Genomic DNA, 15,637 nt, shown 5'->3' with positions numbered 1-15,637 from the left:
CCGTGCCGGTTCCTTCGCTCAGGCTGAGCGGACCTCGACGCCCTTCGCGCCCAGGGCCTCGGCGACGTGGGCGGGCAGCGGCGCTGCCGCGTACACGGTGCGGAGTGCCGGCAGGTCGAGGACGTCGTCCCAGTTCTGCGGGTCGAAGCGGTCGTCGGAGCCCTCCCACCCGGGGTGCACGTCCTGGAGTACCTCGAGGTCGGTGTCGACGGTGATCTCCGTGACGAGCGACAGGTGCGACGGCAGGAGTTCCAGGTCGTCGTAGTACTCACGGGCCCGGTCGTCCTGGCCGTCGACGTCGAGGTCCTCGTCCGTCTCGTCGGCCGTCTCCGGGTCGTAGGGGTCGAGCACGTCGAGGTCGTAGCAGAGGACGTCGAGCACCAGCAGCTTCGCGTTGAAGTCGGCGAACTCGACGGGCTCTTCGGTGGTGTTCGACTCGTGGTCCATGGCCCGGAGCGTATCCGCCAGGGCACGGGCATGTTGCGATCACCGGGGAGCTTCCTGTGAAACCGGACAGCGTGATGTCCCCCGGAAGAGGTTGTGTGCATGACCACCACCAACACGGACCGACCACAGCAGGAGCAGCCCGAGCTCCGCAGGGTCATCGGTCCCAAGCTCCTGCTGCTGTTCATCGTCGGCGACATCCTGGGAACGGGTGTCTACGCACTCACCGGTCAGGTCGCGGCAGAGGTCGGAGGAGCAGCGTGGCTCCCCTTCCTCATCGCCTTCGCGGTCGCCTTGCTGACGGCGTTCTCGTACCTGGAACTCGTGACGAAGTACCCGCAGACCGCGGGCGCTGCGCTCTACGTGCACAAGGCGTTCGGCGTCCACTTCATCACCTTCATCGTGACCTTCATCGTGATGTGTTCCGGCATCACTTCGGCGTCGACGGCGTCGCGGGCGTTCGCCGCCAACCTCGGCGTCGGGTTCGGCCTCGAGTTGCCGAACGCCGTCGTGATGCTCATCGCCATGGGCTTCATGCTCGCGGTGATGGCGATCAACTTCCGCGGGGTCAGTGAGAGCGTGAAGACGAACGTGGTTCTCACGCTGGTCGAGCTGTCCGGTCTCGTCATGGTGATCCTGATCGGCTTCTGGGCGATCGCGGGCGGCAACGCGGACTTCTCGCGGGTGGTGATGTTCGAGACCCCGGAGGACAAGACCCTGCTCATGTCGATCTCCACGGCGACGTCGCTGGCGTTCTTCGCGATGGTCGGCTTCGAGGACTCGGTGAACATGGCCGAGGAGACCAAGGACCCCTCTCGCATCTTCCCGAAGGTGATGCTCACCGGCCTCGGCATCACGGCCGTGATCTACACGCTCGTGTCGATCTGCGCCGTGGCCGTCGTGCCGATCGGTGAGCTCGCCGGCAACGAGACCCCGCTCGTGACCGTCGTGCAGACCGCCGCACCGGACTTCCCGATCGCCGACCTGCTGCCGTTCATCTCGATGTTCGCCGTGGCCAACACCGCCCTGATCAACATGATGATGGCGTCGCGACTGCTGTACGGCATGAGCAAGCAGGGCGTGCTGCCGGGCTTCCTGGCCCGCATCTCCCCCGCTCGTCGCACCCCGTCGAACGCGATCGTCTTCACCACCGCGATCTCTCTGCTGCTCATCGGTTGGGTCTCGCTCGACCCGGACTCCCCGATCGTGGTCGTCCTCGGTGGCACGACCTCGCTCCTGTTGCTCACCGTGTTCGCCGTCGTGAACCTGACGGTGCTCGTGCTCCGCCGCGACAAGGTCGACCACAAGCACTTCCGAGCCGGCGTGATCATCCCCGTCATCGGCATCATCACGTGTCTGTGGCTCGTGCTGCCGTTCTCGTCCGGACGTGACCCGCAGCAATACCAGATCGCCGGTGCACTGCTGGCCCTAGGTGTGCTGCTGTGGGTCCTGACCTGGTTCACGCACGGTCGCAAGCAGCCCGAGAAGGCTCCGACCGGTTTGGTCACCGAACCGACGAAGGTGCAGCACCCGCCGCACGACCACCGCGACGTCTGATGGACGCGACCGCCGTCATCTGGACGATCGGACGACGCTGACGCCGCGACGACGCTGACGTCGCGGCTGACGGTCCTGGTGCACGAACCCCGTGTTCGGCGCACCAGGACCGTCAGTGCGTCACGGCGGCCCCCAATCGGGCGGGTGCGGTTCCCAGGCGGCGCCCGTACGCTCGTCGTGCTCCGCCTGCCCCACCCCGTCCGTCGAGAGGTCCCGCCATGCGCCGTGTCGGCATCACGCTCGCGTCGGTGTTCGGCGCCAGCATCGTGGTCGTCGGGATCGGCGTCGTGGTGCTCGTCGTGATCGCGGTCAACTCGATCGCCGGCATCGCGAAGTCCAGCGCCGCCGACGCCACGCCCACGTGCCCGAAGGTCGCCGCGAAGACCGTCGGCGGCATGGTCGTCCCCGCCGGCCCCATCGCGGGCTTCTGCCAGGACCGCCTGGTGAACGCCGCGTCGGTGATCCAGGCAGCGAAGGCGGTCGGCATCGGTCCGCACACCCAGGCCGTCGGGGTCATGACGGCGATCGGCGAGTCGAGCCTGGTGAACCTGGACCACGGCGACGCCGCGGGGCCGGACAGCCGCGGCCTGTTCCAGCAGCGCGACAACGGCGCCTGGGGCACGTACGAGCAGCGGATGGACCCGTACACGGCGGCGTCGATGTTCTACGCGAAGCTCGTCAAGGTCCCCGGTTGGAAGACGATGACGCCGACGCAGATGGCGCACGCGGTGCAGATCAACTCGGACCCCGAGCACTACGCGAAGTCCTGGCCCGCTGCGAAGGCCGTCGTCGAGGGCCTGACGGGCGAGACCGTGCCGGACACCGCCCCGCAGGGCTGACCGGTCACGAGACCGCCGGGATCGACGGTCACGCGACTTCCTGGTCCTGGTCGTGCTCGTCGAACTCGATCATCGCGGCACCGCCCTCGTGGACGATCACCTGAGCGCGCAGCCGGATCGCGTGCTCGTCGAGGGCGCAGGCGCACGCGTCGACCCACTCCCAGTCGACCGGGTGCACGCGGTCGACACCGGGCCGCTCCCACGCGAGGACGACGTCGACCGCGCCGAGCTGCCCGACGATCTCGGAGATCAACGACGCGAAATCACTGACGTGCTCGTCCGGTTGGTAGGGCAGGTCCGCGATGGGCAGCAGGAACGGGATCGACATCCCGAGCTCGTCGAGGAACACCACCCAGCACTGCCGGCGCACCGGGCGGTCGACCAGGGCGGCGACGAGTTGGACGACGTCGTCGTCGGTACGGACAGGGGTTCGGATCAGGCGGTCGAGGGTGTCGGTGTCAGGCATGCCTCCAGCGTCGCGAACACCACCCGCTCACTGACGACCATCGTGTGCATCTGTGGACAACCTCGCCGCCGCAGCCTCCTGTGGAGGACGACCTTGAGGCCGCGAGCCGTCCGACTTCGGCGATCCCGACGCCGTGCGGTCGACGGGTGCGGGGATCGCGTACTGGCGTTCGACCAGCGCGAGAACGACGCCGGACGGGCCTCCAGTCCGAGCCCGACCGGCTTGGCCAGGTTCCACGACATGCCGCGCGTTGATCGCCGAGGTTCCAGACCTCGACGAACGGGGCGCCGACATCCCGAGATTTCGGAACCTCGGGACAACTCAGAACCTTGGGACAACTCGGAACCTCGGAACGGCAGCGCCGCTCAGATGCCGTGCGTCACCGAACTCTCGATGAGCAGCAGCGCCGCGAAGAATACGGCCACCACCGCCGCCATCCCCACGAGCACGACCGGCCACGCCAGCCGACGCCGCACCAGTCGCAGGATGCACACCACGATCGAGGCGACCAGCACCAGCGCGATCAGGATCGGCCCGACCGTCACGACCGAGTCACCGAGTCCCACGTTGCACGTGTTCCCCGGAGCAGCGCACGACACGAACGCCAACGACATGAGCTTGATGCCCCACCCCGCTGCCAACGCTTCGAGCGTCAGCACCACGAGCAGGGCGGTGGAGGCGACCATGTCCGCGACGCGGCGGCGCCCTGCCAGGGGGTGACGGGCCTCCCGTCCGAACCGTGCCGGAGCCGAACCGAGCGGATCGAGACGCGCCCCCGGGACCGACTCCGGACCCGAGCCGGGCACCGACTCCGGCCCGGACCCGGGAGCCGAACCGGCGTCAGCCGGACCGGACGACCGGGCGGGCGCGTCCATCAGGACCGCCGGCCGCGCGTGGACCAGAGGGCCGCGGCGATGAGCAGCGGCTGCCCGAACAAGCGCGCGACGCGCTTCTCGTCGGTGTCCAGGCCGAACGCGTCGCGGCGGTTGACCCACTGCGACAGGTTGCCCGGGAAGATCACCGTGAAGAACAGTGCAGCGACGGAACCGACGAAGCGCCGGGCCGGCTTCGGCGCGAGTACGAGCGCCGAACCGAGGGTGATCTCGGCCACACCGGAGGCCAGCACGGTCGTGTCCTCGGAGAGCGGCACGAACTCCGGCACCTGCGCCGTGAACTCCTTGCGCGCGAAGGTGAGGTGACTCGTGCCGGCGAACACGAGCGCCAGGCCGAGCAGGACGCGGAGGAAGGAACGCATGCCTCCATCGTGCCTGCTCCCGGGCAACGGTGCTCGCACGTGTACGGAACCCGACCGGCTCGGTACATTCAGACGTATGGCAGCACCCTCTCGGGACCACGAGCCGCCAGCAGCCCCCGCGACGTTCGCCGTGCTGCTCGGTCCGGTCGCGTTCTACCTCGGCATCATCGTGCCGGCGCAGGGCACGGTCCGGCACGTCCTGCTGGGTGCGGCGTTCGGCGTCGTCTGCGTGCTGAGCGGCTGGCGGGCGATCGCCATCGCCGGTCGCCGTCGCCGGGCGGTGCAGGTCTGGGCGTGGATCGGCATGGTGATCGGCGCGGCCGGCCTGGCCATGATCGTCTGGCAGCTGCTCGTCATCGCGACCGCCGGCGCGTTCCCGCCGCCGTTCTGGTCGCCCTACGCGAACCGCTGACGCGGGTCACCAGCCGAGCGTGCCGGGCGCTCCCTTGAACGGTCCGACGACGTCCGACGTGATCCAGCCGCCGTAGAAGTCGCCGTCCTGCGACTGCACGACCTCGCCGCCGACCTCGCACGAGTCCATCGCCGACGGGTAGATCGCGACGCGGTCCCGGAGCGACTCGTACCCCGGCTCCGGCGTCGGGTAGTTCCACGCGGCGCGGCTCGCGACGGTGCCGTCCCCGCCGACCACGTCGAAGTACCGCGCCCGGCCCTTGAACTCGCACATGCTCGACCCCTGGGCGGGGCGGAGGTCGAGGTCGGCCATCGGCAGGTAGTACACCGGCGGGTGCGAGGTCTCGAGGACCCGAACGGCATCGGTCGTGTCGGCCACGACGGTGCCGCCGAACCGGACGACGACGCGGGCGGTGACGGGCTCGACGGCGGGCGGGCGGGGGTAGTCCCAGACCGATTCTTGTCCGAGGCCGGGTTCGATCCGTGTGGGATGGCGCATGGGTCTTGTCTACGCCGCACGGCTGCGGTCGGGCTGGCGAGCCGGGCGGCCCCGAGTCTCGGCCGGGTGGCCCCGAGTCTCGGGGTGAGCGACACTCCACGGGCCAGGCGGCGCGAGAACTGTCGCTCAGCCCGAGTCTCGGCCCGCCGCCCGCCCGCCGCCCGCCCGCCCGCGCGCGCGAGCCGCCGCAAGGTGCACCATGGGCGGGTGACGACGACGACACGCACGCTCTTCCGACGGAAGCCCATCGAGACGATCGATGACGACACCGGAGCCGAGGGTGGCCTGAAACGGCACCTCGGCCTCTGGCAGCTCACCGCGATCGGCATCGGCGGCATCATCGGCGCGGGGATCTTCACCCTCGCCGGCACCGTGGCGAACGGCGTCGCCGGTCCAGCGGTCCTCATCAGCTTCCTGGTCGCCGGCGTCGCGAGTGCCGCCGCAGCGTTGTCGTACGCCGAGTTCGCCGGCCTCATCCCGAAGGCCGGCAGCGCGTACACGTACGGCTACGCGGTCCTCGGCGAGATCGTCGGGTGGTTCATCGGCTGGGACCTGCTGCTCGAGTACACCGCGATCGTGGCGGTGGTCGCGATCGGCATCTCCGGCTACGTCGGGTTCCTGGTGGGCCAGTTCGGCATCGACCTGCCCGCGTGGATGCTCGGCGCCCCCGGCACCGGCGACGGCCACGTGATCGACGTCTTCGCGATCATCCTGTGCCTCGTCACCGCGTTCGTGCTCACCCGCGGCATCCGCAGCGCCGCCCGGTTCGAGTTCGTCGCCGTCGGCATCAAGGTCGCGCTCGTCGTGCTCATCGTCGTGCTCGGCGTGTTCCACATCAACAGCGCGAACTACTCCCCCTACTTCCCGTTCGGCTTCGGTGGCGTGATGACCGGCGCCGCGACGGTGTTCTTCGCGGTGTTCGGCTACGACGCCATGTCCACCGCGGCCGAGGAGTCCGTCGACGCCCGCAAGCACATGCCGAAGGCGATCCTGCTGTCCCTCGGCATCTCGATGGTCCTGTACGTGCTGGCGACGCTGGTGCTGACGGGGATGCAGAAGTACACCGACATCGACCCGGCCTCGGGCTTCTCGTCGGCGTTCGCGTCGGTCGGCCTGGGTGGTGTCGCGAACGTGATCGCGATCGGCGCCATCGTCGGCATCGTCACGGTGCTCGTCACGTTCATGCTCGGCGCCAGCCGCGTCTGGTTCTCGATGAGCCGTGACGGCCTGATGCCGAAGTGGTTCTCGAAGACCGACCCGAAGCGCCACGTCCCGACCCGCGTCACGTGGATCCTCGGCATCGCGTCGGCGATCCTGGCGGGCGTCCTGCCGATCGGAGTCGTCGCGGAACTCACGAACATCGGGATCCTGCTCGCGTTCGTGGTGGTCTGCTCCGCGGTCATCGTGCTCCGCTACCGCCAGCCCGACCTCGACCGTCAGTTCCGGCTGCCGTTCATGCCGGTCATCCCGATCATCGGCGTCATCGCGTCCCTGTGGCTCGTGACGTTCCTGCAGTGGGAGACGTGGGTGCGGTTCGCGGTCTGGTTCGCGATCGGCTTGGGCGTGTACTTCGGGTACTCGCGGAAGCACAGCAAGCTGGCGGCAGCCGAGCCCACGGACACGGAGAAGCGGTCGGCCTAGCGTCCGCTCCAGCGGACCCAGCCCTGCACCTGCGCCGCAGCGCTCTCGAGCGACGAGTGCGCCCCGGCGATCGAGTTGTCGGGCGAACCGACGGTGAACTGGTCCGTCCGGGTGACGTCGCAGACGACCTCGGAGCCCAGCCACACGTTCCAGTGGTCTGCAGAATCGTGCACCCACCGCAAGCGGTCCGGCATGAGCGTGTCCAATCGAGTGGAGAGCGGCGAGCAGTCGTCGCCCGTCCACGCAGACGGTAGCCCTGTCCGATGTGTGCCGTTCGGGTCCGCTACGACAGGGGCTCGTAGTCCATGACCTGGCCGTCGTCGGTGCACACGGTCGAGGTCGCGCCGGAGTCGTCGATGACGGTGTACTTCGGCGACCACCAGGTCGGGGTGAGTGCGTCGTCCTTCGGGAACGTCCCGACGATCGTGTCCCCCGAAGTCTCGGGTTCACCGTCGATCGGGTCGACCTCGTTCGATCCCTGCGGCATGACGCCGTACGTGGTGCCGGTGACGGTGTCGTACTCGATGTACAGGTCGACGCCGCCCTGCATCTCGTCGTTGCCGAGCTGCACCTCGTAGGTGGTGCGGTTGTCGTCCGAGTCGACGGGGACACCCGACCACTCGATGCGGTACGCGTCGGCGGTCTCCTCGAGTGTCACGCTGCCGCGGCCGGTGACGAGGTCGCAGGCTGCGGTCCCCGGCGTCGTCGCCGCGGTGGTCTCGGTCGGTGTCGGTCCCGCGTCACCGGACCCGTCCGTCCCTCCGGACGCGCACCCCGCGAGCGCAGTGGTCACGAGCGCCGCTCCCGCGAGCAGCATGCCGATCCGTCGGTTCGTCCCCATGGTGTTCCCCCTGTCGTGGTGCGCCGCTCCGGCGCGGTTCCACCGTAGCAACGGACGTCGGTGGCACCTGGCACGATTGACCCGTGCCAGCAGCCCCGATGATCGACGCCGTCGACGTCATCCGTTTCGTCGGGCCGCAGACCTTCGGTCGCGCACGCGACGTCGTGCGCGCCGGTCTGGTCGACGATGCCGTCTGGAACGCCGACGACGGCACCGTCACGGCGACCGTCTCCGGCACCGCCGACGACCCCTACGAGTGCCGCATCGACATGACCGTGGCGCGCGGCGACTTCATCCGCCCGGTCCGCAGCACGTGCAGCTGCCCGCTCGGCGGCGACTGCAAGCACGTCGCCGCCGCGCTGCTCACCATCAACGCGCGTGCCCTGGCCGCCAACGCCGGCCCGCGACCGGAAGCGCCGGCTCCGCCGCCCTCGGACTGGAGGCACGACCTCGCCCGCCTCGCCGGTGACGACGTGCAGGCGGTCACCCCGCAGGGCACCCGGATGGGTCTGCAGTTCGAGTTGCGTGACGCGGTCCCCGCCGCCCTCGCGGCCCGTGCCCGCGCCGCCGGCCGCGCCCTGCCGGCGCCGTCCCGCACGGTCCGGCTCGGGGTCCGACCGGTGACCCGGAGCGACGCCGGCAACTGGGTGCGCGGGCAGCTCACCTGGGGCACGCTCCCCTACTCGCAGAACCGCCTGGGCCTCGGCGCCGAGCAGCACGGGTGGTTCATGCAGCTCGCGGCCCTGCACCGTGCCGGCCAGCTCGCGGGATTGCCCGGCGAGAGCGACTGGCTCCACCTCGACGACTTCCGCAGCCCGCTCCTGTGGCCGTTGCTCCGGCAGGCGTCGGGGCTCGACATCGCCTTCGTCACCGGCAAGCGCGAGGGCGGCGCGGTCCTCGGCGAGCAGGCCCAGGTGCTGCTCGACGTCGCCCGGCACGACGACGCCGTGGTGATCGGCGCGAGCGCGGTGCTCGACGGCCGCCCGGTGGTCCCCGGTGCCGCACGGATGGTCGGCGACCACGGTGTGTACGTGTTCCGCGAGAGCCCGGAGTTCACCGTCGGGCTCGCACCGACCCCGGCGCCCGTGCCCGAGGACCAACGGCGCATGCTCCTCGAGGGCACCCGCATCACGGTGCCGACGGCCGAGGTCGACGAGTTCCTGGCCGACTGGTCGCCCCGGCTGCGCGGTGCCCTCGGGCTCGTCAGCTCCGACGGGTCGGTCGAGCTGCCCGAGCGGACCCCGCCCGAGCTCGTGCTGACGGCGACGTTCGAGCCCGCCCGGGCGCCCCGCACCGACGACCGGGTGCACCTCCACTGGCGCTGGCACGTCGACGGCCGCAAGGACCCGGTGTCGCTGCACGGGCCACTCCCCGACCTGTCCGGGCTCCGCGCCGCGGACGATCCAGCCAGCACCGACGACCCCGCGAGCACCGACGACCCGGCCAGCACCGATGCGGCGACTGCCGACGCCGACGCACCCGCGGCCCTGGAACCCGCCACGTCGACAGCGCGAGCCGACGACGCGACCGCGGGCGAGCCTCCCGTCCGCCCTGCCGGACCCGGTGGCGGACTGGACTGGTTCCAGGACGGCACCATCGACGGGGCCGACGTCGCGGTGTTCGCGAACGAGTTCCTGCCGGAGTTGCCGGCGCTCGGCGTCCGGACCGTCGTGCAGGGCGAACGCCTCGACTACGAGCGGTTGAGCGGGCGGCCGCACATCCGCGTCACGACGATGCCGTCGGACAAGCACGACTGGTTCGACCTCGGCATCATCGTGAGCGTGAACGGCAAGCAGATCCCGTTCACGCCCCTGCTCACCGCGCTGGCCGGCCGGCAGCGACGCCTCAAGCTCGTCGACAACTCGTACCTGTCGCTCGCCGACCCCGCGTTCGACCGACTCAAGGAACTCATCGACGAGGCCCGCGACCTCGACGAGTGGGAGCCCGACCAGCCGATCCAGGTGACGCCGCTGCAGGCCGGGCTGTGGACCGAGTTCGACCTGCTCGCCGACGAGACCTCGCACGACGAACGCTGGCAGGCGATCACTGCGGGGCTGATGGGTGCGACTCCCCCGGGTGACGTCCCGGTGCCGGAGACCGTGCACGCCGAACTGCGGCCGTACCAGCACGCCGGGTACGCCTGGCTGTCGTTCCTGGCGTCGCACGGCATCGGCGGGGTGCTCGCCGACGACATGGGCCTCGGCAAGACCCTGCAGGTGCTCGCGATGGTCGCTGCCCGTCGTGCCGCCGAACCCGACGGGCCGCCGTTCCTCGTCGTCGCACCGACCTCGGTCGTCGGCAACTGGGTGGCCGAGGCGGCGAAGTTCACGCCGTCGCTGCGGGTCGCGGCCGTCACCTCGACGTCGCTGAAGGACCCCGGTCTCGTCGCCCGCACGGCATCGCAGGCAGACGTCGTCGTCACGTCGTACGCGCTGCTCCGGCTCGACTCGCCGGCGTGGACCGACCTGCCGTGGTCGGCGCTCGTGCTCGACGAGGCGCAGTTCGTGAAGAACCCGCAGTCGCAGACCCACCGGGTGGCGTCCGAGCTGCAGGCACCCGTGAAGTTCGCGATCACCGGGACCCCGCTCGAGAACGGGCTGACCGACCTGTGGGCGCTGTTCCACATCGTCGCGCCCGGGCTGCTGTCCACATGGACCCGGTTCGGTGACGACTACGTGAAGCCGCTCGCCTCGCCCGACCTGCGGGGCGAAGCCCGCCAGCAGCTCACCGCGAGGCTCCGGCGGCGGATCCGGCCGCTCATGCTCCGCCGGACGAAGCAGGCCGTCGCCGCCGACCTGCCGCCGAAGCAGGAGCAGGTCGTCCGGGTCACGCTCGACCCCGCGCACCGTGAGCTGTACGAGCGCACGCTCAACCGCGAGCGACTGAAGGTCCTCGACCTGATCGACGACCTGTCGAAGAACCGGATGATCGTGTTCCGGTCGCTGACGCTGCTGCGGATGCTCGCGCTGTCGCCGGCGTTGGTCTCGAGCGGGTCGGACTCGCCCCTGTCGCCGTCGACGCCGATCCCGTCCGCCAAGCTCGACCTGCTGCTCGACGAACTCGAGCAGCTCGCGGCAGAGGGCCGACGCGCCCTGGTGTTCAGCCAGTTCACGTCGTTCCTGCGGATGGTGTCCGATGCCCTCGACGAACGGGGCGTCGGCTACGAGTACCTCGACGGCTCGACGCGCAAACGCCCACAGGTCATCGAGCGCTTCCGGCAGGGCAGCGCGCCCGCGTTCCTCATCTCGCTGAAGGCCGGCGGCTTCGGGCTCACCCTGACCGAGGCCGACACCGTGTTCGTGCTCGACCCGTGGTGGAACCCCGCCGCCGAGTCGCAGGCCGTCGACCGCACCCACCGCATCGGGCAGACCCGGTCGGTCAGCGTGCAGCGCTTCATCGCCGAGGACACCATCGAGGAGAAGGTCCTGGCACTCGCCGCGCGCAAGGCCGAGCTGTTCGCCACGATGATCGACGACGACGCCCTGTTCGCCGACGACCTGACCGCCGACGACATCCGGTCGCTGCTCGCCTGACGCGCCGGAGCGGTCAGGCGAGCGCGAGCGCGCCTGTCAGCGCGCGCGAGCGTCGGCGGGCGAGCGCGTCAGCGTGCGAGCGCGTCAGCGTGCGAGCGCGTCGATCGCCGTGACCTCGTCCGCCGAGAGCTCGATGCGGGCACCGGCAGCGTTCGACCGGATGCGCTCCGGGTTCGACGACTTCGGGATGACGACGAAGCCGTGCGCGACGTGCCACGCGACGATGACCTGGGCGCTGTCCGCGTCGTGCTCGCCCGCGATGTCGAGCAGCGTCGGGTCCTGCAGGTTGCTCGCCTTGAAGGGGCTGTAGCCCTCGAGCACGACCCCGCGCTCGGCCAACCCGTCGGCGATCGTCTTGTCGTACTCGACCGGGCTCCACTTGATCTGGTTCACGGCCGGGGTCGTGCCGGTCGCGGTGACGAGCTCGTCGATCTGGTCGAGCGAGTAGTTGCTCACACCCACGGCTCGGGTCAGTCCGTCGGCCTGCGCCTGGACGACCTGCTCCCACACGTCCGGGCGGGCCTCGCCGTTCGGCGGCCAGTGCACGAGCCAGAGGTCCAGGTGGTCGAGGCCGAGCTGGTCGAGGCTCTCCTCGATCGTCTCGCGCACGCGGTCGGCGTTGTCCGGCGGCAACTTCGTCGTCACGAACACGTCGTCGCGGGCGAGTCCGGACTCGGTAAGGGCCTTGCCCACGCCACGCTGGTTGCTGTAGCCGGTGGCGGTGTCGATGTGGCGGTACCCGGCCGCCAGTGCTTCGCCGACGGCGGCGGGGGCCTCGCCGTCGGGGATCTGCCAGGTGCCGAAGCCCAGGAGCGGCATCGACCCACCGGTGACGGACACGGACGGATTCGCGTAATCGGTCATGCGGACCTGTCTACGCCGTGGTCCCGCATCGGTTCAGAGCGTGGCGGTCCACGGCCATGTCCGAGGTCTCCGCCATGATCGTCGAGGCCACCCCGGCCGGCACAACCGCATCACTGCACCGCCGCACCACCAGGAGTTCCACGCACCCATGACGTCCCGCCGACGCCGCCGCACCCGCATCAGCCTCACCTCCGTCCTCGTCGTCCTGGCCCTCGCGGTCGGGGGCTACGCGCTCGACGCCACCGGCGTCCTCGGACCGGACGCCGACGCGGCTGCCGGTCCGACGGCGGTCGCCACGGCCACCGTCGGCACGGACAGCGACGCACCGGAGCCGAGCCGGGCCTCCAGTCCGACGGGTCCGACGGGTCCGACGGATCCGACCGTCAGCACGTCGACCGACACCGACGCTGCGGACGCCCGCGCGCTCCTCGCCACGCTGCCCGTCAGGGGCAAGGCCGCCGGCACCGGATACGACCGCACGGGCGAGTTCGGCAGCGCGTGGATCGACGTCGACCACAACGGCTGCGACACCCGGAACGACGTGCTCGCGCGCGACCTCAGCGCCATCGTGCGCCAGGGGCCGTGCAAGGTGATGACCGGCACGCTCGTGTCGCCGTACACCGGGGCGACGATCGACTTCGTGCGCGGCAACACGACCTCGACCCTCGTGCAGATCGACCACGTCGTCGCGCTCGAGAACGCCTGGCGCACCGGTGCCCAGCAGCTCAGCCAGTCGGAGCGGGAGGCCCTGGCGAACGACCCGTCGAACCTGTTCGCCGTCGACGGCCGGTCGAACTCGCAGAAGCGCTCGGGTGACGCCGCGACCTGGCTGCCCGCGAACAAGGCCTTCCGCTGCACCTACATCGAACACCAGGTGTCCGTGAAGGCCAAGTACCGTCTGTGGGTCGCGCCGGCCGAGCGCGATGCGATGGAGCGGGTGCTCGGCGCCTGCTGACGTCAGGCGGGCTGCCGCCGCTGAGCGTCGACCTGGAGGCCCGGCGCACCTCCGCCCCGCGTGGCAGGCTGCGGACATGGCTGAGCAACTCACGGTCCCCCAGGCGTTCGCGCTCCTCCAGGTCGAGCCCGACGGCCGCAAGTCCCTCGACGGGCAGACGCTGGACACCGGTCTCGCGGGAGCGGTCCTCGCCGACCTCGCGCTCCGCGGTGCCGTCTCGCTGCAGAACGGCCTGGTCACCGTCGTCGACGGCGCCGCCACGGGCGACCCCGTGCTCGACGGCGTCGTCGGCTCGATCGCTGCGTCCGGCGCGCCGCGCAAGGCGAAGTGGTGGGTGAGCCGGCTCGGGAAGCAGCGGCTCCGCGACGACGTCCTCGCCGGACTCGTCGAGCGAGGGATCATCAGCGTCGAGCAGGGCAAGGTGCTCGGGCTCTTCCCCACCACGAAGCACCCGGAGCGCGACGGGGCCCCGGAGGCACTGCTGCGATCGGGCATCGCGGACGTCCTGGCCCGGCGGGCGACCCCGGCACCGTTCTCCGCTGCGGTCATCGGGCTGCTCGACGCGACGAACACGCTCCGCAAGCAGTTCGGCGCGGTCGACAAGGGACTGGTGAAGGAGATCACCTCGGGCACCTGGGCCAGCCCCGCCGTCAAGGCCGTGCTCGAGGAGATCCAGGCCGCGGCGATGATCGTCATCATTGCGGCGACCACCGCGACGACGACCACGGTCATCACGAGCTGAGGTCGGCACCACCGGGCAGCCCCTCGGCCACCCCTGACCAGCCTGCAAAACGACAGGTGTAGCCTAAAGGGAATTCATCGTCGAAGACCTCAGGAGGCCTCCCCATGCCCGAAACCAGCACCAGCACGTCCCGCTTCGCCGACCGCGTCGTTCTCATCACCGGCGGCGGCTCCGGCCTCGGCCGTGCGACCGCCGTCCGCCTGGCCGCGGAGGGCGCTGCGCTCTCCCTCGTCGACGTCTCCGAGCAGGGACTCGAGGCCTCGAAGGCCGCCGTGCTCGAGGCCACCCCCGACGCCCAGGTCCTGACCACCGTCGCCGACGTCTCCGACGAGGCCCAGGTCGACGCCTACGTCGCAGCCACCACCGAGCGCTTCGGCCGCATCGACGGCTTCTTCAACAACGCCGGCATCGAGGGCAAGCAGAACCCCACCGAGTCGTTCACCGCCGCCGAGTTCGACAAGGTCGTGTCGATCAACCTGCGCGGCGTGTTCCTCGGACTCGAGAAGGTCCTCAAGGTCATGCGCGAGCAGGGCTCCGGCATGGTCGTGAACACCGCCAGCGTCGGCGGCATCCGCGGCATCGGCAACCAGTCCGGCTACGCCGCCGCCAAGCACGGCGTCGTCGGCCTGACCCGCAACTCGGCGGTCGAGTACGGCCGCTACGGCATCCGCATCAACGCCATCGCCCCCGGAGCCATCTGGACGCCCATGGTCGAGAACTCGATGAAGCAGCTCGACGCGGAGAACCCGCGCAAGGCCGCCGAGGAGTTCATCCAGGTCAACCCGACGAAGCGCTACGGCGAAGCCCCCGAGATCGCCGCCGTCGTCGCGTTCCTGCTGTCCGACGACGCGTCCTACGTCAACGCGACGGTCGTCCCGATCGACGGCGGGCAGTCGGCCGCGTACTGAGCCGCCCCGTGACAGCATGGCTGGCGTGAGCAACGACGAGACGAACGGATCCGCCTTCGGCCGAGGCGTCGACAAGGCCCCGCCGTCCGCGGCCGCCGAACTCCGCCGCCGAATGGCAGCCTCGCCGGCGGGCTTCCTGCGCAGCGCGGCGTGGGTGCCGTGGAAGCCGGCGGGTACACCGGAGGCGGGCAGCGTCGCCCACGTCATGATCCGTGACAAGCCGTTCGTGCCCGTCTTCACCGACCCCGCCGAACTCGCCGCTGGCTTGCCCGACGCCGAGGGGCGTCCGGTTCCGATGTCCGAGCTCGTGACCGCGCTGCCCGAGGAGTTCGGCATCGTGGTCGACCCGACCAGTGCCGAGTCGGCGAACTTCCTGCACGCCGACGTCCTCGCCCAGATGCGGGTGCAGATGCAGGGTGGCGTCCCGACGGCCGACGACTGAGGCCTCTTCCGAGCGAGCGCGGGGGCAGATGCCGGCGGCATGCCGTCGCCACTCGACGAACGCTGGAATAGGCATACCAATCAAGCGCCGGGAACCCGTGATCGTACCGGCCCGCAGGGTTCAGTCGTGGCCAGCCCGTCAACCCAGTTCTGGGGATCGCTCACCTCCGCGTCGACCACGAGGATGGGTCCGTCGAACTGAACGGACGGGGGAACGACGATGCCGTTGGGCGGGCCTGGA

Annotated in this window: 17 protein-coding genes; 9 read left to right on the top strand and 8 right to left on the bottom strand. The window is 70.4% G+C overall.

The features are described 5' to 3' along the window. Positions 1-18: 18 nt before the first annotated feature. Entirely contained in the window at positions 19-447 is a 429-nt protein-coding gene (locus DEJ14_RS07270) for a DUF6892 domain-containing protein (protein ID WP_111086849.1), read from the bottom strand. A gap of 99 nt (positions 448-546) precedes the next feature. Between DEJ14_RS07270 and DEJ14_RS07265 the strand changes: the two genes are divergently transcribed. After that, the gene (locus tag DEJ14_RS07265; protein WP_111086848.1) at positions 547-2,001 is read left to right on the top strand and encodes an APC family permease; all 1,455 of its coding nucleotides are present in this window, start codon (positions 547-549) and stop codon (positions 1,999-2,001) included. Between the two features lie 218 nt (positions 2,002-2,219). Then, the gene (locus DEJ14_RS07260; protein ID WP_111086847.1) at positions 2,220-2,840 is read left to right on the top strand and encodes a hypothetical protein; all 621 of its coding nucleotides are present in this window, start codon (positions 2,220-2,222) and stop codon (positions 2,838-2,840) included. Positions 2,841-2,868: 28 nt separating this feature from the next. On the opposite strand, the gene DEJ14_RS07255 is transcribed toward DEJ14_RS07260, so the two are convergent. The 3 genes from DEJ14_RS07255 to DEJ14_RS07245 all read right to left on the bottom strand — a co-directional run bounded on the left by DEJ14_RS07255 (position 2,869) and on the right by DEJ14_RS07245 (position 4,561). Beyond that, positions 2,869-3,306 (bottom strand): hypothetical protein, encoded by a 438-nt coding sequence (locus DEJ14_RS07255; protein WP_111086846.1) that lies wholly within the window; start codon positions 3,304-3,306, stop codon positions 2,869-2,871. Positions 3,307-3,671: 365 nt separating this feature from the next. Next, on the bottom strand, positions 3,672-3,992 hold the full coding sequence (locus DEJ14_RS19500) for a hypothetical protein (protein WP_146249851.1): 321 nt from the start codon (positions 3,990-3,992) through the stop codon (positions 3,672-3,674). Positions 3,993-4,180: 188 nt separating this feature from the next. Next, positions 4,181-4,561, bottom strand: coding sequence for a DoxX family protein (locus DEJ14_RS07245; RefSeq protein ID WP_111086844.1), 381 nt, complete (start codon positions 4,559-4,561; stop codon positions 4,181-4,183). A 76-nt stretch (positions 4,562-4,637) separates the two neighbouring features. Here DEJ14_RS07245 and DEJ14_RS07240 point away from each other — a divergent pair, with 76 nt between their 5' ends. Further along, entirely contained in the window at positions 4,638-4,973 is a 336-nt protein-coding gene (locus DEJ14_RS07240; RefSeq protein ID WP_111086843.1) for a hypothetical protein, read from the top strand. A 6-nt stretch (positions 4,974-4,979) separates the two neighbouring features. On the opposite strand, the gene DEJ14_RS07235 is transcribed toward DEJ14_RS07240, so the two are convergent. Further along, positions 4,980-5,471: a DUF427 domain-containing protein gene (locus DEJ14_RS07235; protein WP_111086842.1), complete on the bottom strand. Its 492-nt coding sequence runs from the start codon at positions 5,469-5,471 to the stop codon at positions 4,980-4,982. Positions 5,472-5,678: 207 nt separating this feature from the next. Here DEJ14_RS07235 and DEJ14_RS07230 point away from each other — a divergent pair, with 207 nt between their 5' ends. Then, positions 5,679-7,112: an amino acid permease gene (locus tag DEJ14_RS07230; protein WP_111086990.1), complete on the top strand. Its 1,434-nt coding sequence runs from the start codon at positions 5,679-5,681 to the stop codon at positions 7,110-7,112. Here DEJ14_RS07230 and DEJ14_RS07225 read toward each other — a convergent pair. Further along, a complete protein-coding gene (locus DEJ14_RS07225) occupies positions 7,109-7,306 on the bottom strand; it encodes a hypothetical protein (RefSeq protein WP_111086991.1) in 198 nt (65 codons plus the stop codon). The genes DEJ14_RS07230 and DEJ14_RS07225 overlap by 4 nt on opposite strands. Before the next feature lie 89 nt (positions 7,307-7,395). Beyond that, positions 7,396-7,953: a hypothetical protein gene (locus DEJ14_RS07220; protein ID WP_111086992.1), complete on the bottom strand. Its 558-nt coding sequence runs from the start codon at positions 7,951-7,953 to the stop codon at positions 7,396-7,398. Between the two features lie 83 nt (positions 7,954-8,036). Between DEJ14_RS07220 and DEJ14_RS07215 the strand changes: the two genes are divergently transcribed. Next, positions 8,037-11,486: a DEAD/DEAH box helicase gene (locus DEJ14_RS07215; RefSeq protein ID WP_181437680.1), complete on the top strand. Its 3,450-nt coding sequence runs from the start codon at positions 8,037-8,039 to the stop codon at positions 11,484-11,486. An 84-nt stretch (positions 11,487-11,570) separates the two neighbouring features. Here the strand turns inward: DEJ14_RS07215 and DEJ14_RS07210 are convergent, their stop codons facing one another. Further along, on the bottom strand, positions 11,571-12,350 hold the full coding sequence (locus DEJ14_RS07210) for an aldo/keto reductase (protein WP_220036478.1): 780 nt from the start codon (positions 12,348-12,350) through the stop codon (positions 11,571-11,573). 148 nt (positions 12,351-12,498) lie between these two features. Here DEJ14_RS07210 and DEJ14_RS07205 point away from each other — a divergent pair, with 148 nt between their 5' ends. The 4 genes from DEJ14_RS07205 (at position 12,499) to DEJ14_RS07190 (ending at position 15,397) form a co-directional block, all read left to right on the top strand. After that, positions 12,499-13,305 carry an HNH endonuclease family protein gene (locus tag DEJ14_RS07205; RefSeq protein ID WP_258373409.1) on the top strand — a complete coding sequence of 269 codons (807 nt, stop codon included), beginning with the start codon at positions 12,499-12,501 and terminating at the stop codon, positions 13,303-13,305. Positions 13,306-13,381: 76 nt separating this feature from the next. Then, positions 13,382-14,047, top strand: coding sequence for a GOLPH3/VPS74 family protein (locus tag DEJ14_RS07200; RefSeq protein WP_181437681.1), 666 nt, complete (start codon positions 13,382-13,384; stop codon positions 14,045-14,047). Positions 14,048-14,151: 104 nt separating this feature from the next. Next, positions 14,152-14,955 carry an SDR family oxidoreductase gene (locus DEJ14_RS07195; RefSeq protein ID WP_111086996.1) on the top strand — a complete coding sequence of 268 codons (804 nt, stop codon included), beginning with the start codon at positions 14,152-14,154 and terminating at the stop codon, positions 14,953-14,955. Positions 14,956-14,980: 25 nt separating this feature from the next. Beyond that, the gene (locus DEJ14_RS07190; RefSeq protein WP_181437682.1) at positions 14,981-15,397 is read left to right on the top strand and encodes an SseB family protein; all 417 of its coding nucleotides are present in this window, start codon (positions 14,981-14,983) and stop codon (positions 15,395-15,397) included. Positions 15,398-15,637 lie beyond the last annotated feature (240 nt).

The organism is Curtobacterium sp. MCJR17_020 (assembly GCF_003234365.2).
Taxonomy (GTDB): Bacteria; Actinomycetota; Actinomycetes; order Actinomycetales; family Microbacteriaceae; genus Curtobacterium.
This window is presented reverse-complemented; position numbering and strand designations above follow the sequence as displayed.